Source organism: Fibrobacter sp. (assembly GCF_017545445.1).
GTDB lineage: Bacteria > Fibrobacterota > Fibrobacteria > Fibrobacterales > Fibrobacteraceae > Fibrobacter.
Window position 1 is genome coordinate 1 of record NZ_JAFWOM010000066.1, and the last position, 18548, is coordinate 18548.

An 18548-nucleotide genomic window follows, 5' to 3' on the forward strand; every position below is an offset into this window, starting at 1 on the left:
ACATACTACGCCCATTTACAGGGAAAGTGATGCTTACGCCTTCGCGCACCAAGCGAATAGCCTCTGCAAGAATTAAAGCATCGTCTTTTTTTTCAACACCACTCATCGCTATTCCGTTGCTATTCCGCAATCGTTTTTCGGCAAAGTGTCGCCGCCGCCTCGTCAGGCAGGCATTCTAAATACCAGACAGGGACATTCGAAGCAAGCATGTTTTCTGTTTTATGAAGTCCATCGGCAATAGACCTCTCCCAACGTTTGCCAGAAATACAAGGGACAATGGCTGCATACGCCTGTATTGTACGCAAGCGGGATATTTTGTTATAAGGAGCTTGAGAAAGCAAAACTAAGCCCCCAAGTACACATTCCTCGTTCTTGTAGCAAGGAGTCTTTCCACTCCAAGGGGAACCAAAAACTTTCGCATAGCCCTTGCCATCGGAAGCCGTATAGAACCGTACAATCGGATTGTCATCGTTCAAAAGTTCCGAACCTTCGTTGTACTTGAGCCAAAGCCTTGCATGCGTACTCTTGCCCGTTCCGCTCTTACCGAGGAACATGTAGCCACGTTCTTGATATTTCACGACCGCAGCATGGAACAATGCAGTATTGTACGAAGATGTTGCAATAGCGTAAAATACCATCAACGCATTATTTACAGCAAACTTCAAATATGAAGAATTTTTACCATCACCACTATCTGGGACAAAAAGAGTCGATGCCTTATAATCCTTTGAGCAAACTAATGTCCCGACGTATTTTTCGAACAGAGAAAATACAAAGACAGATTCCCCCGCTTCCGTTAGGCCGCAAACAATCTGTTGACCTTCTTCGTCCTGTCGAGTTTCTTCGACAAATGCTGGGGTTTTTTCGCCAGCTACAATATCTAGCGAAAAAAGACAACAACACGATTCCACCTCAAAAGGTTCATAATTGTTCATATTCTTTGCAAAAAAATCATCGCATAGCCCGGAGCAAATGGATACGGAAAAAGTATTTTCTGCAACCTTGTAGAATTTTGTTTCTTGAACAGATAAAGTCATAAAGCAACCTTTCGGCGTTTAATACGAAGTGGAATTAAAGAAATAGTCAACTGCCAATACTGCAATTCCTTGAAAATAACATTAACAGGGTCAAACGGAAGCCATTGCAGCCTACGCAAACGATCAGAGAACCAACGGACAAAAACATTACGGCGATTTTGGCTATTTAACGCATACCTGCCAAAATTTCCACCATCCATAGCAAGTTTCAGCAGTTTTTTTCCGCGCCATTCATCGGGAGCGCAAAGCATCAGTTCACGTTTTAACCCAAAGACTTTCCCCAAGAGCCACATTACGGCTCCGCAAGCCTTGTTCATATAAAGCGATTTCATTACAGCCGACACTTCGCTACGTTCGCTCTCGGAAGAATGTTGCAGCAAGATAAAATAATCCATATACTGCCGCAAGCCAAGGCCCCTGGTAAAGAAATGTTGTTGTAGATGAGCCAACTGCATTACCAAAGCAAATTTTATAGAAGGGGCGTAAAAACCTTCGGGAACAAGCTCTGCATTTAAAATTTCTTTGTTGAGATACTTTTGAAATGCACCGTCCTTAAACGGAATACCAGATGCGGGCTTATAGTGTGCCTCGACAACAACGCCATCTGCATTTTCTGGCAAATGGACATGGTGACGACACCCCGATTCTTCCAATTCCGGAAGTAGTTTCAAATCCAATAAAAGCTTTTCAACGCTCTTGCGGCCCCCTTCAATCCAAAGATCAATATCACCACACTGGCGGCTAAACGGATCCGGATAGAGTCTCGCATTTGCGGCCCCTTTCAAAACAGCGGTACGCCGCCCGACCTTGCTAAAAAGATCCGTCAAGCGAGCAGCTTCCTGATTGATACGCTTATTCATATCCATAGTCGCTTCAGCATGAGCGGCCCAGCATACCAAAAGATGTTTTGGAGGACGTTCTTCCTTGGGGAGTTTACTTACCACCGTAAAAACCACATCTAGAACAGACTGTCGCTTTGCTTCCTCATAAATTTTTTTCCATTCATCGAGCGACAGATTTACGGGTACATGATCAACACAAGCCTCGAAACCTGAAGCCCGACGCAAAAAATCAAAGAGGAGTTTATACACTGAATTCATCAAATCCATTCTAATCCATTAACAAATGTAACTAAAAAAATTCCATTCCATTTTAAATTACAGAATGCGTACTGAAATTCGTCGCTGTTTTATGCGACATGGAATATATCTCACAAAAGCCTTCCAATAGCCAATTTCGTGCCAAAAAACATTGACCGGATCAAACGGAAGCAAACGAACCGTACGCACTCTCCGTTTTAGCCAAGATACAAAGCAATGACCATGATTTTGATTTTGCGAATTCAAACCAAAATTTCCACTAGCACTTATTTCAGCAAGTAAAATTCGACCACGGCGTTCGTCTGTTTTAGAAAGCATCTTTTCAGGGGCTAGTCCAAAAACAGATTCCATAACCCACATCACAGCTCCGCACATTTTCCATAAACCAAAGGACTTAAGTTTCGATGCTACTTCAAGACGGTTATCCTGTGTTGAATGGACCAAAAGAACGTAATAATCAACCAATTGCTTAAGTCCAATTCCATTTTCAAAAAAATGCCATTGAATATGGGCCAATTGCATAACAAGCGCAAATTCAATCGAAGGTACAAAAAAGCCTTCGGGAACCTGTTCCGCATTTAAAATCTTTTGTTTTAAATAAAGTAGCATTCGTGCACTTGTAAATGGATTATCATTTTCAGAAGACGGTTCGTAATGAAATTCTACAGATATGTTATTGTTCCCAAAATGCGATTGCACATGATGCAACGACAACATATCTTCATCACTAAATTCAAACTTCATATCACGCAAAAGCGACACGACGTCTTTGCGATTTCCATTGACCCAAAGATCAATATCGCCAACTTGACGCATTAACAGATCAGGATATAACCTTGCATTTGCAGGCCCTTTAAGCACTGCTGTTTTTCGATTCCGATTATCAAAAAGCTGCGTAAGTTTTGACGTTTCTTCGTATATCAGCTTATTATGCCCCCTAACTGTTTCGGCTTCGCTAGCCCACTGGAAAACAAGTCCAAGTGGAGGACATTGATTTTTAGGCAAATGACTTATTGCACGGAACACAATTCCGACCAGTTGTTGTCTCAAACATTCCAAATGAAGATTATTCCATTCAGCATCGTTCAACTTGTAAGGAAAAATAGATGGGCTACACTCTGAATCAAGCGCCATCCGCAAAAGTGCACAAAATGCATCGTTTTCAAAAAAATTCATTACGAAAGCAAAAAAATAATTAACGCAACATCAAGACTTCGAAAATCTAAAAAAAGAAAGCGCCAATAAAAGGACCCCGATAAAAATCGGGGTGACAAAAGAGAAAAAAGCGCTCTTCAACACTCTATTTTTACTTCACGGCTATAAACTGGCAACGTTCTACACCAGAAGCCACCATTCGCATCACATAAATTCCTGCCGGGAGGCCACGAGTCATCCAAGCGACATCATCAACTTTCGCTACATCAACTTTCATGCGACGTACTAACATGCCCTTCGTGTCAAAAAGACTAACGCGATATGTTTTCGGAGCAAAGGCAAAAAGCGGTTTTGTGATACTGGCCTTAGAAGAATCCTTCACCGTCGTGTCGCGAGCAGTCGTATCTTTTTTTGCAGTATCTGACATAGCCGACTTCACGAGCGTTACATCGAACTGATCGATGTTCGGGCCATCTTTACCGTCAACCGTAGCAAATTTCACGGCATTTTCACCTGCGGCAAGGTTAATCAAGATCTCGGTTGAATCCCAAACGTTCCAAGCACTCGTCGCCTTGAATTTTGTTGTCGCCGTATCCAACCCTGCGCTCACCCATAACGAACGGTCCTCGCCCGAACCATTCGCAAAATCAATACTAAACTTGTATTGACCAGCGGTATCAACATTGACTTTCACGACAACATCACCGCCCTTGTCAAAATTCACGTAGCCGTCACCGTGGTAACCGGCGTTACTGCTTTCAGAAGTTCCACCCGTGATTGTCCCTTTTTCAGCCTGATACTGTTTATCCGGTGTCGGAGGAGGCGGTTCCACATAATTAGCATCACACTCCGTCGGGCTCTTGAGCGTAGCACCGGCATTCGCTTTCACGGCAGCTTCGACTTCGCTTGCCTTGAGCATAAAACTCTCGTATTCATACGGCGGAGTAAAAGACGTTCCCGTTCCTTTCGTGTTGCCCGAGCAGTTCGAGAAAATGTTGTCGATGACTTCGTTTACGCCAGTACCGTTCGCATTGCCGGTATAAATCGGATTCGATTCGTTGATGAACACGTTCCTTTCGGTACGCACTTTGCACATGTGGCCTGCAGAAACGCCAAGTACATCCGTGCCATTCGTAATGCTAGCATCACCCGTCAAAAGGTTGTTTACCACATGCACATTTCCGTAGCGGCAGCGAGGCTTGCGCTGGTTTGCAGCCTTCCACCAGTTGAACATATAAGTCACATTCAGCTTACCTTCGCTCACAGGTTCGTTATCGGAACTTCCAATGAGGTTTGATAAGTTGTGCGTACTTTTTTTCTTATAACCAAAGATGCACCACGTAAATGTTACGTTATCAGAACCTTTCACGACATCGGCGTTGCCATCCTGGCCATCCCAGAATTCGCAATGATCAATCCAGATGTTCTTCGATTCGCCTTCGATCGTGAGGTTGTCCCACGCCTGATCGGCATTGCTGCCCGGGCCCTGAATCACAATATTGCGGATGATGATGTTCGAAGCCTTGCTCGTGATGTGAATCGGAGCCTTCAAAAGCGTTCCCGGTTTGAGTCCGATAATCGTCTTGTTCGATGCAGTGATGTTCAGGCGACTGCCCGATGTTCCGCTCCAGCCATCGCCAAGCGTACCATCAATGTAAATCACACGCGGAGAAGAATCCTTAGCGTACTTTTGCAAATCGGCGAAGCTCGTCACCGTAATAGGAGCGACGTTTCCACCACCGGTCACTTCAAACACTGTAGAAGTACGGCCCGAACGAGTCGCCCAGCCAATCGGCTTGCACTGATCAATCGCCGCAGATGCAAAAACGGCCAATCCGCATAATACCGCTAAAATTCGATTCGGAACTTCAAACATCACACAAGCTTCCTTATAATTTCACCAAGATATAATCTATATTCCAAAAATCATTATAGAGCACAATTTCTCATTTAATTTCTAGACATTTTGTCAAAGAAACGCTAAATCGCTCAAGTTTCATTCACTAGCACAGGGCTTATTGTCGTAAATAAGATATTCAATAAAATCCTTTGTCGTTTTATTTTCACATAATACTTTTTTGTCTATTGAATATTTCTTCTTCATTTTTTCGTTCACCAACATTCGGCCCGCATTTTTAAGCTTTACGTTTTTATTCTCAACCAAATATTTTAAGCTAGCGGGAGACAAGAAAAACACGGTATCAGGGACAAAAGTCATCCACAGTAAATGATTTAGATTATAATCGTACTTTTCCTTTTTTATAATGGAATCGAGAATGCAATTCATTTTCTGATACCCTAACGGCAAAAGAATATCGGCATCATCAGCTTCATATTGACCATAAACGTTTTTTTCATATTTGTCAAAAGCTTGACCCAGCTTTGTATTCCACTTGCAACAGGACTTTTGCGAGCAATTGGAAGATGCAAAAAGTGGAACTTCGCAGAATAATACAAGAACGAGAATGATTAAGAACGACAGACGGCAGTATTTCATATTTCAAAGCCTTATTCTTTCTCGCTCATTGATGGGCACTACATCTAAAACCAACCATGCAACTGGAACAAATAGGGAAAATAAGAAATAAACATTTAAAGATGAATTAAACCGCGTTATTCGAGAGAAAGCCCAAATTAAAAACGAGAATCCCAAAAGCGGTAAAAACAAGCCATCACATTTAAAACTCAAACCAATTACAATGGCTAGAGCTTCTAACGATGCGACAACGCTAAAAACAATAGATTTCGTCATAACCCTAATATAAAAAATTGCTATAATTCTTTTCGGATTACAAATCTACAGGATCCTTCGATGAATTAAGGAGATTCCCGCTAAGGTTGGTGAGCAAGCCGAACCCACGCGGGAATGACAAGTTCAGAACGAATCCTAAACACTAATCACTAACCACTTATTACTGTAAAAATGGATATTAACGAACTCGCACAGCAGCACATTTTGAAGCAGCCGCTCTACGTGACCGGCAAACCCATCGCCTACACCGCTCGTGAATTCGGCCTCGACCCGAAAGACATCGACAAGCTCGCCAGCAACGAAAACCCGTTTGGCCCGAGCCCAAAGGGCATGGCCGAAGCTCGCAAGGCTTTGGAAGAAGTGAACCTCTATCCGGATGGCGGTTCTTACGACCTCATCGGAAAGATTGCTGAATTCCGCGGCGTGAACCGCGACCAGATTGCTGTGGGTAACGGCAGTAACGAACTTTTGGACATGATTGCCCAGGTGTTCCTCGGCCCCGGCACGGAAGCCGTCATGGGCAACCACAGCTTCGCTGTCTATAAGCTCGCCACGATGGCCATGAACGCCAAGATTGTTGAAGTTGACATGCCGGCTCCGGGATACAACTACAACCTCAAGGCTATGCGCGACGCCGTGAACGAAAAGACCCGCATCGTGTTCCTCGCCAACCCGAACAACCCGACCGGTTCTGACCTCACCGCCAAGGAAATCCTCGACTTCGCCGACAGCCTTCCGGAAACTTGCGTTCTCGTGATGGATGAAGCCTACACCGAATTTATCGAAGATACGCCGGAACTCGTTCCGGATTTCAACAGCCGCATCGCCGCTGGCAAGAACATTATCTGCTGCCGTACGTTCAGCAAGATCTACGGTCTCGCAGGCCTCCGCGTGGGCTACTGCATCACCCGTCCGGAAATCGTCGCCCTCATCAACCGTGTGCGTGAACCGTTCAACGTGAACAGCATCGCTCAGGCAGCTGCCATCGGCGCTATCGACGACCAGGATTACGTGAACAAGGTTCGCGAACTCAACAAGAAGGGGCTCGAACAGCTCAAGGCAGGTTTCAAGGAAATGGGCCTCCCCTACGTCGATAGCCACGCAAACTTCATCGCCGTCAGCGGATTCAAGGATCCGATGGACGCCTTCAAGTTCTTGCAGGCCAAGGGCACCATCATCCGTCCGCAGCCTGCAATGGGTGACGTGCTCCGCATTACCGTCGGTACCGAAGCTCAGAACAAGAAATGCCTCGAAAACATCAAGGCATATCTCGGCAAGTAAACCGAGAAAGAGACTGCGCGAAGCCCGCGCCTAGCGCCAAAGCTCACGGCGTTGCCCGTGTGATTTCTAAGCGCGGTTTTTGCAGCAGAAGCCAAGCAGAAAACCTGGTCCGCGAGGGCCGGGTTTCTTTGCGTGGAAAAATCGTCCGCGATCCGGACGCTCCCGCCCGCAAAAACGATGAAATTTGCGTTGACGGAAAGATCGTAAAAGCAAGCGAGTTTGTTTACTTTATGATGAACAAACCGCGCGGTTACGTGACCACGGCAAGCGACGAAAAAGGGCGCGCAACCGTCATGGACCTTTTCCGCGAGCAATACGCCAAGATGTACCCCGGCAAGACTGTGCCGCATATATCGCCCATCGGCAGGCTCGATGCCGCTAGCGAAGGGCTTTTGCTATTTACAAACGATACGCAATGGGCGGACGCGTTGCTACAGACGAGAGAACGGGCGAAGCCCTACAGACGAGAGACGAGAGAAGAAAGTCCAATGACGGAAGCAGGTGTCATCCTGAGTGAAACGAAGGATCCAGTAACAGTCCCTCACACAAAAATATACCGCGTTCAGGTCAACGGCCACCCCACTGCAGCGGAACTTTCGCAAATGGAAGCGGGTTTCAATGTACCGCCACGCGTCTTTGGCGAGCCCGAAGAATTCATGCATGCCGTCAGCGCGAATCTCTACAGCGCAGGCGAAAAGAATTGCTGGCTAGAAATTATTTTGGACGAAGGCAAGAATCGCGAAATCCGCCGCATGCTCGCAAAGCTCGGCTACGAAGTTTTACGCCTCGTACGCATCAAGTTCTGCAATTTTGAGTTGGGCGATTTAAAGCAGGGCGAGATACGAGAAATCCGCCCCAAGCAAAAAACAGAATAAACCACGGTCTAAAAATTTTCAATGCAGCGTTCATAATCTTTAATAAAATTTATTAAGGACTAATTTGCCAGCCTGTGTTTGACATGAGCTTCAACAACATTTACAATATAGTCGCCCAACTTTTCGCAGCCATTCACTAAATCCATATAGTGTACGCCAATCTGGTAGCTGTATTTTTTCTCATTGATATCCGCTAGATTCATTTCTCTGAGACGCTTGCGACATTCATTGATACCCACTTCCAAACTAAGCGTAAGTTTCGGATTTGCGTGCGGGATATCTTCGACAACATTCATCATTTGGTCGAGAGCGGTATCACACAAGCTCATAATTTCACGAATGCGTCCATATTGTTCTTCGTTAAAATCGTCCTCGCTCTTGACTTTCTACGCTCAAGTGGCCTTCACTCACTTCGCTCAAATAATTTGCAATAAGCCACGCCCTCATTCCCTAACGGCATGAAAGTACATCAAACGTTCTCTATATAATACACTTGCAGAAAAAAAAGTGTTTTGAATTTAAATATTTCTAGCAGGCCGGTAGCTACGACGCCCAATAAGATTGATCGACAACAGGGATCATGCTTCGGCATCACCACAACGTTTCAAAGCTAAATCATCTAGCGACCGATTTTACGTACAAATTTTTCATCCCCTTAATGTTCATTTTCGCCTGTTGCATAGCTTCGTTTGCATTCTGCGCACGAACCGTCCCAACGCATACGCCCATCGGGTCAAAAACCATGTAATTGCGAATTTTGCCCTTTACTTGCAGATTTTCACCAACAATACGCGACGAAGATTTGTCAGCAAACTCCAGCCAATCAATATTTACATAATTTCCTGTAATCAAAATCTTGAGAACGTGTTTTCCTTCGGTCAATTTGACTTCGCCGACATCGACTTCTTCGTAAGTTTTCCAGTCCTCGCCCGTCTTGGGGGCTGTAAACGCAGACGCAAGTTCTTTATCATCGAGCAAAAGCTGAAATCCTGATGTTTCTGAACCCGAAGCAAGACGAGCCTTGACAGTGTAGTACCCCGTTGTTTTGACGTTCACCGAATATTCCATCCATTCACCTTCATTGGTGTAGCCCACAGCGAAACCATCTACAATTTCTTCGATATCCACGCCATCATTACGGTAAGATTTGCCTTTGTTTTCGGAATCGTCGTCCTTGTACGAACTGTTGCCGCTACCGATTCCAGTGATATCGTAATTTTCGGCTTCAATTTTTCCAGGAATAACAGCGGCATCACCAGCTACGGCTTCGCCATTCTCGATTTTTCCGAACGGCTGTTGCGGCACAGGTTCCACTGGAGTACGAACAACCGCCTTGAGCATTTGTTCGGCATAACGCTTGCCGAAAGTCACATAAGCATCATGATTAAAGTGATAACGATCTACCCCGTTTCCGCCAAGATTTTCGGAAGTCGCATAGTAAGTGTTATCCATCGTATTCGGGAGTTTTGAAACGCGGTCAGAATAGCAGCAACCATCTCGCAACAATTCACCCGCCACAAAAGGAACCGTGTCCGAACTCATTTTCAATTCCGATAGAATATCGTCGCGAGTTTTCTTCACAATTTTCGGCCAGTCCGGATAACCGCCATCCGTTTCACCCTGATGGAAAATGAACCCCTTGATAACGCCCACTTGCTGTGCTTTTTTGGCAATATCGACAATGGTCTTAAAAACGTTTCCATCGCTGGCATATTCCTTGGCATAATTCTGGAGCCAACCTTCCGCCGTCGAAAGGTAACTTGCGTATTGGTCTTTATCGAACAACTTAATGCTAGCACCACCTACGGCAACAGGAATAATGCCAATTGTCACATCGGGCATGCTATCGGCCATCGTGCGACCAAACCAATCTGCAATTGAAATCGTCTCGCCGCAGTTGAACAGCGAAGGAACCGCCGGATAGACCTCGCCAAGCGTATTGCGCCCCTTGCCCGAGCACTTTTGCGTGGCAAAGATTTTAAAGCGCGGATGTTCAGCCTTGTCCGCAGATTCCGCATTCGCCGTCCCGCCCATATTGGACTGCCCATAAGCGATGTAAATGTGAAAATTTGGGTCCGGAGCAGCATGGAGCGTACCGAACATGGAAAGACCAAGAGCAAAAACAGCCCCGGCAAAAACCTTAGAATATCCCACAAACATGTAAAATCCCTTTTTTGAATTACACCTAAATGTAATCTATACTATATGAAAGGGAATGTAACGTAGGAATACATTTATTTTCTAGACATTTTGTCAAAAGAATATATGACAAGTCCCCTCAAATTGAGGCATATCCAACATCTATTCCAAATACACAACCTCACCAATTAGCGGAATAAGCACAGGCTTGCCCGACTCCTTGGCAGCTCTTTTGGCATTTTCCAGCGGTTCAAAATACGGATGTTTACTCAAACAAAATTTGGAATGGTGAACCGTCATGTAACGCTTTGCATCTAACTCCGTCATAATCTTGCCTAAATATTTCGGCAGCGTATGAACGGAAGCCCAATCTTTATTGTACTGTCCATTTTCAAGAATGGCAATGTCCAAATCAGGAAATTCCTTTCCAATCTTTGCGAAGTGCGGCCCATAGCCTCCATCACCGCCAATCCAAACAGTACGTTTAGGCGACTTAAAAACAAACGATGCCCAAAACGTCTTGTTCTGGTGCAAATCGCGACCTGAAAAATGCCTTGCCGGAGTTGCAGTTACACGAAAACCATCTTCCAAATCAAAAGAATCCCACCAATCAAGTTCAATAATTTTATCTGCAGGATATCCCCAATATTCTAAATGCGATCCCACACCAAGGGCAGTCACCACAGTCTTGATGCGCGGTTTCATTTCCGTAACCACCTCGTAATCCAGATGATCCCAATGATCATGCGAAATCACCAAATAATCGATATCCGGCATGTCGGCAGGCTTATACACGTCCGTTCCCTTAAACATTTTGTTTATAAAACTTACTGGAGATCCCTTATAAAACACGGGATCCACCAATATTTTTTTTCCTGATAAATTCATCAGATACGAAGAATGTCCAAACCATACAATCCAATCTCGATCCTGCGGAAGCGATTTTACATCAGTCTTGATAACCTTGAGAGCTGTATCGGGCACTAACAAATCCTCGTTTCCGAACAAGAAATCCTTCCAAACCTCAAGCTTGCCCTTTTTGCCCGTAGAAAAAACAGTTTGCACTTCGTTCACAAACTGCTTGCTCTTTTTATCGTAATGAGGAGATTGCTTAATACGTTCAAGACGCTTGCCTTGCGGTAAATGCCCAAAACTAGCTTGTGATAGGAACAGCACGCCAGCATCTCCTAAAATAAAAAGAATTGATAAAATAATCGCAGTAACCATGATTTATATATTATACAAAAAAACTTTCGTTCCGAAAAATAGATTTATTGCAAATCATAGATTCAGCCTATTCAAAAAAATTTCTAAAACGAAAGCTTAATAGACTTACATCACATTTTTCAAAATAACGTTTTCGCCCCAAATCCGAGCACGCCGTCAAGATAATCGCACCCATTCCGGAGCGCGTAATAAATGCTAAAGCTCCACGATTTGCGGTACTGCGTAAAGCCTATGCCATAGTCATGTTCGCGCGCCCAACCGTGGAAAGGCTTCATCCGGCGATAAAGCCCCGGCTGGTAAAAGACTTCAATCGACAAGTCATAACCGTCTTGCCAAAGCAGGGCCGCCTGCGAAAAGCCGTACGCACGAGTCCGCGTAAGGCCATACATCATTCCTTTGAACGAATTGATTCCGCCAAGAGCGAATAAATCTTCACGAGCAAAAGCGCCGCCCGACGGAAGCAACGCCCCCGCCGCCGCCGAATAACGCACAATAAAGTTCTTGTACAACGGCACGTAATGCACAAGCGAAGATTCCAAGCGCAAATAGCTATCGAGCGAATCCGGGCGGTCCATCATCCACGCAAGCGATACATCCAATGACGTTCCGCTCCGGGGCAAAATGCGACGGTCAAACGAAACGTACGACATCTCGAACGTCGAACTTTTTTCGTCATTGCCGATGCCCACAAACGCAGCAACATCAAAGCTAAAGCCAATATTCCGCGATACGCCGATTTCTACCCGCGAATCACGCGAAAGCGAATCGTCCTGAAAGAACCCGCGAACAAGAACATCCCATGCCGTGCCGAAAATAAAACGTTCACGATACGAGCCTTCCAATCTGCGGGATTTGTTTTGGGAATAGCCTTCCAAAAGCAAATCGCGCCCCGTCCCTAAAATGTTGTACAAAGCGAGATTGACTTTGCCTTCCCAAGACTTTTCGACACTAGAATACGTGAGAAAACCTTCCGCCGCAGAAATCGGAGCCGCCCGCAAGGAATAAGCCGGAATCACGCGATTGCGAACCGGATCGCGAAACAAGCGGACGTGAGCAGTCTGCTCGTAATACCCCAAACGTGCAAGTCTGCTTTCCGAGCGTTCCAAGTCCGTAAGCGAGACCTCCTCCCCCATTTCAAGACCCGTCAATTTTCGAAATACTTCTATATCCGTCGCTCCCGAATCCAGATTTTGCGCTTCGGCCCACACCCAGCCGCTACCGCGGTCTAACTGGCATCGCATCACACCAGCACTATCCACATCCACTTGCAGCTTTGCACCGAGAAATCCGTGGTCTTCGTAATAACGTATCAATTTTCTTTTCGCATCTTGATAGCCATCGCAAGGAGCGCCGACAGCAGCGTTCATCGAAAGTTCATCAAATTCGCTACGTTCCCCCACCCACTCCATTTTTTCAATACGACAATCCGCAGCAAAACACAGGTTCAATGCCACGCCCAGCACAAACATAGCAAAAGCGGCGCACCAACCATTCTTCATGTTTAATTTCTCATTCTTCATTAGAAATACGCCTTCGCTTCGCTCGACAATTTTTGGAATACATTTTCTTCGGCATCGCCAAAGCGTAAAATATAACGTAACGAGAACGACAAAAACCGGTTTACTTCCACGGACACCATCGTTTCAAGCCTATAAGTAACGCCATCGCCAAAGCCGGACATCATCTGGTACGGAATCACGCCATCATGTTTATGCATTTGTATGGACGCAAACGAAACATGTCCATCAACAACGCCTTCCTTTTCATAGCCCACGCGAATTTCTTCTTCCCAAAGATTCGCTCCAAAAGATTCCTCCATATCATCTTCGCCAAAACCTTCACGATAACGGACTCGCGGTTCCAAGCGGAATCCTTTAGGCAATTTCCAGATATATTTTCCCGTAAGTTCCCAAATATTCCAGTCTAACTTTTGTAAAGCCGTCAAACGGACCGATTCAAAAACGTTATCGACACTGATATAATGGTCATCATTTATTTTAAATCCAGCCGTAAGCTTGTGATCGAACATGTCCTGATAATAACCGATAGACGACATTTTTTTTTCGTAAGTAGCGCTGGGATTATACAGGGCGGACAAACCCGACGGATGTTCCCAAGCGAGGCTCGCTTCCCAAGAAACCGTTCCCGCAGTCACACTCCGCAATGACGATGTCAAAACAGGTGGGAAATAAATCTTTTTGCCCGTCGTATCTTCCGCTTCGGAATGGAACGATGCACTCAGCGTGATATCACGCAAAAAACCTTGCGTAATTCCAAGCGAAACTCCGGGATTCCATTCCAGCGAAGCTTCAAACGAAGCGTTTGACGAAAGCACCGCCCCCACGGAATCATTGCGGCCCATACCTTCATAGACAAAGTCACCATTATCGACCCCTTCGATAAAACTTCCCGTGAGGCTATCGTAACGCACGTCGCCCGTCCCTTTTGCCACAGCCTTATAAACAGCGGTGTAAGTTTGTTCAGAAGTCATTCCGAAACTGTAAGCGACCGAGCCTTGGACACCCATATCGTCATCGCCAAAATTAGTCGTCAAATCGCCCACCCACGAATCCGAAGCCCCGAACGAATCCGTCACCGCATGCGAATACTGCAACAGATGCGACAAATTGAACTTGCGGAAATTCGCTTCTGCCGATTGCGTCCACGTCACAGATTTTACGGAATCTTGCCAATCCTCGCCGCGTTTCATCTCGTGCTTGCGCACGTCAAGCACACCAACGACTTCTTTGACGTTCCACAAATCGTCATTGAGCGTAGCGCCCACAGCGGTTTTTAAATAACCGCGTTCCGTCTTTTTTCCGCTCGAATCCATCACCGCATAGCGAAAATCGCCATTGCCAAACGGCCTGAAAAATCCACGCAAAAACTCCGACGAGAACGTTCCCTGATAACGTTTCTGCTCAACTTCCTGCGAACTTGAAACGTACGATGCCGTAAAATCACTTGTCGCCTCCGAACCGCGATGCACAAGCGACAACTGTGACCGTGAAGAATTCCACTTTTCATCATCTCCTCGGCGGTAGCCCCATGATGCCGAACCGAACCAATTCTTGCCCAAGCGGAACCGGAGAGCAAGTTCATCATGACGCAAATCGCCTTTCAACAAGGAGCTGTCCAAATCCCATTCATTTCGCAATACATACGCATCCCAATCGCGGTCACTCCCGCTAAATTCCGATATGCCAAAGCCGTTTTGGATAAAATTTCCATATATAGAAAACGCTACCGGGAACGCCTGCAAATTCTGCGTCGAATCCGTTGTGACATACCACCTGAACGCACGACCGCTCGGTCCGCCAATATCTTTTGAAACCGTATTCGAGTCCATGCGACTAAGCCCCAATTCCACATCAGCATAAAAGCGATGTGACGCCTGCAAGCGAAGCCGTGCCCCCAACCGTTCGGACATTTTCGGACGATGCAAATCACTAATCCCGGCCCCCATCAAATCCTCGCCACGGTCGTTTTTCAGCAACTCGTAATCCGCACTGTCTAGCGAACTTTTTCGCATACGTTCGACATCGTTTTCCAAATGAAATCCAGATACGTCAAAAAAAACATTTTCCAATCGCAAGCTTCCGCGAGCGGCGTACATCATGTAAATATTTTCATTCGCGTAAGAGTCAAACTCTACATGGATTTCATCATCCGCACCTGGAATAATTCCGTTTTTGAAATTCAACAAGCCACCCGCATAATTCACTTCGTAATCGCGGTTACGGACAAGTTCTACACCATTCAACCAAACCTTTTCAGAATTCGGCACTATTGAAATGAACGCACCCGTTTCATCCAAATGATACCCTTCGCGTTGCCCCTGCACTCCGCTAAACGACCGAAAATAACGCGAAACTTCGTCCGTACCCCAAGCCCCGCTCACCTCAGACCCGTGGTAACGCAACGTCGCCATGGCACCCAGCGTCGAACGGCTAAACGACGTAAGCCCCATGGAATCGTCGTCCCACGTAAAATCGCCCAAGTGGAGAATCGCATATGGAGAGATTACCCTAAAATAAATTTGATCGACATCTTGAAGCGTCGCCGTTGTCTGCTCCCCCGCCTTGCGATCGACATCAGACAAAAGAGCGTCTATATAAACGCTATCAGCAAGTTTTCCCTGAATTGAAAGCCGCAACTCCTGATCGACTTGCGTACCGCCATCGCCCACGGTCACTTGCATCGTCTTGTAGCCATGCGTCTCGATTTCCGCACGCGACGAATCTTGCGAGTCCGCAGTTGCAACAAAATTCACCGAATGTCCCGAAGGCGCTCCCGACGCATTTTTCAGCACATCTGGATTCCATACAGGCAGCGAATCCACATCTAACGCAAAGGCCAAACTGACAAACAGCAAGCCCAAACAAAGTATGGAACGCATACAAAATTACCGGGAAGGCGCCACCACGCGGAACTGACGACTGGCAAGCAACTTGCGGCCAGCAACCAAATCAACACTCCATTCGCCAATTTCTACGAGGTCCGAAGCCAGCATGGAATTACAAACATCGCCCGTGAGGTTGCAGCGTTCCGCAAAAACGGTATCAATCCCCTTGAACCAAATATGAACAAGCGAATCTTCCTGAAAACTAGCCGCATTAGAGACTGTAGAAAAAACATAAAGTCTTGTATTTTCGGCAAAAACGCTATCAGAGCCAAACGGTTCCCCGTTCACGATATGGCGACAAACAACACTGATGGCGGGCGGAAGCTCTACTTCAGAACCATCGGAAAAATCGATTTCATCATTAATAAAAAAAGTGACAAAGCGATGTATAAAGAAACAAAGAAAGACGACTATCGCAAACACGGTCGTCTTTCTCAAATTTCTCAGTGGCGGAAACCTGCCTGCCACAATACCCCCTAGCGAACTAGACTGCTCGTATTCTGCGTAAATGCAGGAACGGCATCCTCCAGCTTTTCAACAAGCAAGCGATTGAAATCGTCAATGCGATTCGGAAGCCTACCCCCGCTAAAGACCTGGACGAGCAACAGAGACTGATCAACAGAAGATATATAGACAGAATGATTCTCGCCCGTAAACGAAACGGACTGGAACTTTTCGCCCCCCAGCATGACGCCAATCTGGCGAGAAGAGTCAAATGCGGCGATGCTCAAAACCGCCAAAGGCGTTGCATCCAAATCAGAACCCAGAGAACCGACTTCCGCAATGATGTTTCCATCGCGATGGCAAAGAACAACGTATTCACATTTGACACTAGCCTGATAGGCAGTCATCAAGCGGCGTACTTTGTTCGCATCATCTGAATAAATTGTATAATCGCTCATAAATAAATTTCACGTTGTCACTAATAAAATTTACTTGTCCTTTGGCTTGTATGGACGCAAGACTATTTCATCATCATCCGTCGGAGCCTGCTTTTCAACAACACGACCAAACGTCGGCATTCTAGGCACCGCAGTCGCTACACGCGGGCGAGCAAACGGCGAAGACATAGCTCCCTTCTGGAACAAGCCTGAACCAGCACCGCCGGAGTTGCCTGGATTCGCCTGCGGTTTTGCAGCAAACGACGGCATGCGGAAAGGAGAAGTCGGCTGTTGCGGAGTTGCCGCGTTGACATTCTGAGCATTGTTTTGATCAGCGCCATCAACGGCAACAGAACCATCATTTGCTGCCGAAGCTTCAGGAGCGGCATTATTCGCACCAGCAGCAGCCTTGCGTAAAAATCCCTGCTTTACATTGAACTTTTCGATGACCAACATGGCAATGGTTTTGAGCGTCGTCACGACACCCTTACCGTTATGGGCGGTCGCCGGGAAAAACTGAATTTTCTTGTCCGGATTAAGCTGTTCGTTCAATTCGTCCAACGTAAAGACGTTTTCCATATCGCGCTTATTGTACTGCAACACGAACGGAATATCATCCAAATTCATGCCGTAGTCCTGCAAATTTTGGCGCAAGTTCTGGAGACTTTCCAAATTTTCCGCCTGACGAGAACGTTGGGAATCCGCCACAAAGACGATTCCATCGACACCACGAAGCACAAGCTTGCGAGTACTGTTATAATAAACCTGACCAGGAACAGTATAAAGCTGAAAACGAGTCTTGAACCCCTTGATGTCGCCCAAGTTCAAAGGCAAAAAGTCAAAGAACAAGGTTCTATCACCTTCCGTAGCGAGCGAGACCATGTCCGTACGCTTATCTTGAGGCATTTTCTGGTGAATCACCTGGAGATTCGTAGTTTTACCACTAAGACCAGGGCCATAGTAAACAACCTTACAACTAATTTCTCTTGTAGCTAAATTAATAGACGACATTATAATTCCTTGAAACCCAGTACTTAATCTAGTAAAAAAGTTCATTAAACTAAAAAATTATTTTTTTATTTCAGCTTTTTTTCGTCAAAAACCGCAACTTCTAGTTTAACGTGGAATATTTTAACTCGACCGCCCCCTCTAGAACGTCCACACTTTGCAAAATATTCAAAACAAAACAACCCGACATGCGAAAGCATATCGGTTCGTTTTTCTTGAAAGATTTTTAATTAAGCAAGGCCGTTGATGACCTTAGCAACCTTGGCCTTGTAGTTGGCAGCACGGTTGGCGCAGAAACCTGCACGATGAGAAACGGCAGCCTTGTCGAGCATGCTGAAAAGTTTCGGCATTTCTTCGAGGGCAGCGGCTTTCGTAGCAGCAGTGCGGATAACCTTGAGGCTAGCACGGATAGCGCTACGAGTGGAACGGTTCATTGCGTTGGCCTTTTCGGCCTGGAGCAAACGCTTTTTGCAAGACTTGTGTTGAGGCACCTTAAATTCTCCGGGTGAAAACCTACTTTAAAAAATGTTAGCACAAAGATAGTAAAAGTTTGAAAGTTGTCAAGGGGGGATTTTAGACGAGAGACGACAAATGCGTAGGACGAGAGATTAGTGGTTAGTGGTTAGTGGTTAGGGGTTAGTAGACAGTAGGTAGTAGGAAGTAGGTAGTAGGAAGTAGGAAGGAGGAA

16 protein-coding genes and 1 pseudogene are annotated in these 18548 nt (G+C 45.9%); 2 read left to right on the plus strand and 15 right to left on the minus strand.

Annotated elements, in window-relative coordinates:
* Positions 1-119: 119 nt before the first annotated feature.
* From IKG78_RS07065 to IKG78_RS07090, 6 genes are all read right to left on the minus strand, one after another.
* Positions 120-1037 (minus strand): hypothetical protein, encoded by a 918-nt coding sequence (locus IKG78_RS07065; protein WP_290941534.1) that lies wholly within the window; start codon positions 1035-1037, stop codon positions 120-122.
* Positions 1034-2146, minus strand: a complete 1113-nt coding sequence (locus IKG78_RS07070) for a nucleotidyltransferase family protein (protein ID WP_290941537.1) — start codon at positions 2144-2146, stop codon at positions 1034-1036. Before IKG78_RS07070 ends, IKG78_RS07065 begins: the two co-directional genes overlap by 4 nt.
* A gap of 48 nt (positions 2147-2194) precedes the next feature.
* Positions 2195-3313 carry a nucleotidyltransferase family protein gene (locus IKG78_RS07075; protein WP_290941539.1) on the minus strand — a complete coding sequence of 373 codons (1119 nt, stop codon included), beginning with the start codon at positions 3311-3313 and terminating at the stop codon, positions 2195-2197.
* Positions 3314-3443: 130 nt separating this feature from the next.
* Complete coding sequence (locus IKG78_RS07080) at positions 3444-5168, minus strand: CBM35 domain-containing protein (protein WP_290941572.1); 1725 nt, start codon at positions 5166-5168, stop codon at positions 3444-3446.
* A gap of 120 nt (positions 5169-5288) precedes the next feature.
* Positions 5289-5789, minus strand: a complete 501-nt coding sequence (locus IKG78_RS07085; RefSeq protein WP_088659975.1) for a hypothetical protein — start codon at positions 5787-5789, stop codon at positions 5289-5291.
* A gap of 3 nt (positions 5790-5792) precedes the next feature.
* Positions 5793-6044 (minus strand): hypothetical protein, encoded by a 252-nt coding sequence (locus IKG78_RS07090; RefSeq protein WP_290941543.1) that lies wholly within the window; start codon positions 6042-6044, stop codon positions 5793-5795.
* 171 nt (positions 6045-6215) lie between these two features.
* Here IKG78_RS07090 and hisC point away from each other — a divergent pair, with 171 nt between their 5' ends.
* Complete coding sequence (gene hisC / locus IKG78_RS07095) at positions 6216-7325, plus strand: histidinol-phosphate transaminase (protein ID WP_173466582.1); 1110 nt, start codon at positions 6216-6218, stop codon at positions 7323-7325.
* Positions 7326-7384: 59 nt separating this feature from the next.
* Positions 7385-8200 (plus strand): pseudouridine synthase, encoded by an 816-nt coding sequence (locus IKG78_RS07100; protein ID WP_290941547.1) that lies wholly within the window; start codon positions 7385-7387, stop codon positions 8198-8200.
* Between the two features lie 59 nt (positions 8201-8259).
* Here the strand turns inward: IKG78_RS07100 and IKG78_RS07105 are convergent, their stop codons facing one another.
* The 9 genes and pseudogenes from IKG78_RS07105 to rpsT form a co-directional block, all read right to left on the minus strand.
* Complete coding sequence (locus IKG78_RS07105) at positions 8260-8529, minus strand: hypothetical protein (protein ID WP_290941550.1); 270 nt, start codon at positions 8527-8529, stop codon at positions 8260-8262.
* Positions 8530-8815: 286 nt separating this feature from the next.
* Complete coding sequence (locus tag IKG78_RS07110) at positions 8816-10360, minus strand: sialate O-acetylesterase (protein ID WP_290941553.1); 1545 nt, start codon at positions 10358-10360, stop codon at positions 8816-8818.
* Positions 10361-10501: 141 nt separating this feature from the next.
* Positions 10502-11566 (minus strand): MBL fold metallo-hydrolase, encoded by a 1065-nt coding sequence (locus tag IKG78_RS07115; protein WP_290941556.1) that lies wholly within the window; start codon positions 11564-11566, stop codon positions 10502-10504.
* A gap of 119 nt (positions 11567-11685) precedes the next feature.
* Positions 11686-13086, minus strand: coding sequence for a BamA/TamA family outer membrane protein (locus tag IKG78_RS07120; RefSeq protein WP_290941558.1), 1401 nt, complete (start codon positions 13084-13086; stop codon positions 11686-11688).
* Positions 13086-15965, minus strand: a complete 2880-nt coding sequence (locus IKG78_RS07125; protein WP_290941560.1) for a hypothetical protein — start codon at positions 15963-15965, stop codon at positions 13086-13088. The genes IKG78_RS07120 and IKG78_RS07125 overlap by 1 nt, the downstream gene beginning before the upstream one ends.
* Before the next feature lie 6 nt (positions 15966-15971).
* Positions 15972-16439, minus strand: coding sequence for a hypothetical protein (locus tag IKG78_RS07130; RefSeq protein ID WP_290941563.1), 468 nt, complete (start codon positions 16437-16439; stop codon positions 15972-15974).
* 8 nt (positions 16440-16447) lie between these two features.
* Positions 16448-16873 carry a roadblock/LC7 domain-containing protein gene (locus tag IKG78_RS07135; protein WP_290941566.1) on the minus strand — a complete coding sequence of 142 codons (426 nt, stop codon included), beginning with the start codon at positions 16871-16873 and terminating at the stop codon, positions 16448-16450.
* 399 nt (positions 16874-17272) lie between these two features.
* A pseudogene (locus tag IKG78_RS20295) lies at positions 17273-17863 on the minus strand (ADP-ribosylation factor-like protein); the annotation flags it as partial.
* Between the two features lie 227 nt (positions 17864-18090).
* Positions 18091-18351: a 30S ribosomal protein S20 gene (rpsT, locus tag IKG78_RS07145; RefSeq protein ID WP_012820070.1), complete on the minus strand. Its 261-nt coding sequence runs from the start codon at positions 18349-18351 to the stop codon at positions 18091-18093.
* Between the last annotated feature and the right edge of the window lie 197 nt (positions 18352-18548).

Coding starts and splice junctions, on each gene's coding strand:
- IKG78_RS07065 (WP_290941534.1), bottom strand. CDS start 1,037: ATGACTTTATCTGTTCAAGAAACAAAATTCTACAAGGTTGCAGAAAAT.
- IKG78_RS07070 (WP_290941537.1), bottom strand. CDS start 2,146: ATGGATTTGATGAATTCAGTGTATAAACTCCTCTTTGATTTTTTGCGT.
- IKG78_RS07075 (WP_290941539.1), bottom strand. CDS start 3,313: ATGAATTTTTTTGAAAACGATGCATTTTGTGCACTTTTGCGGATGGCG.
- IKG78_RS07080 (WP_290941572.1), bottom strand. CDS start 5,168: ATGTTTGAAGTTCCGAATCGAATTTTAGCGGTATTATGCGGATTGGCC.
- IKG78_RS07085 (WP_088659975.1), bottom strand. CDS start 5,789: ATGAAATACTGCCGTCTGTCGTTCTTAATCATTCTCGTTCTTGTATTA.
- IKG78_RS07090 (WP_290941543.1), bottom strand. CDS start 6,044: ATGACGAAATCTATTGTTTTTAGCGTTGTCGCATCGTTAGAAGCTCTA.
- hisC (WP_173466582.1), top strand. CDS start 6,216: ATGGATATTAACGAACTCGCACAGCAGCACATTTTGAAGCAGCCGCTC.
- IKG78_RS07105 (WP_290941550.1), bottom strand. CDS start 8,529: ATGAGCTTGTGTGATACCGCTCTCGACCAAATGATGAATGTTGTCGAA.
- IKG78_RS07110 (WP_290941553.1), bottom strand. CDS start 10,360: ATGTTTGTGGGATATTCTAAGGTTTTTGCCGGGGCTGTTTTTGCTCTT.
- IKG78_RS07115 (WP_290941556.1), bottom strand. CDS start 11,566: ATGGTTACTGCGATTATTTTATCAATTCTTTTTATTTTAGGAGATGCT.
- IKG78_RS07120 (WP_290941558.1), bottom strand. CDS start 13,086: ATGAAGAATGAGAAATTAAACATGAAGAATGGTTGGTGCGCCGCTTTT.
- IKG78_RS07125 (WP_290941560.1), bottom strand. CDS start 15,965: ATGCGTTCCATACTTTGTTTGGGCTTGCTGTTTGTCAGTTTGGCCTTT.
- IKG78_RS07135 (WP_290941566.1), bottom strand. CDS start 16,873: ATGAGCGATTATACAATTTATTCAGATGATGCGAACAAAGTACGCCGC.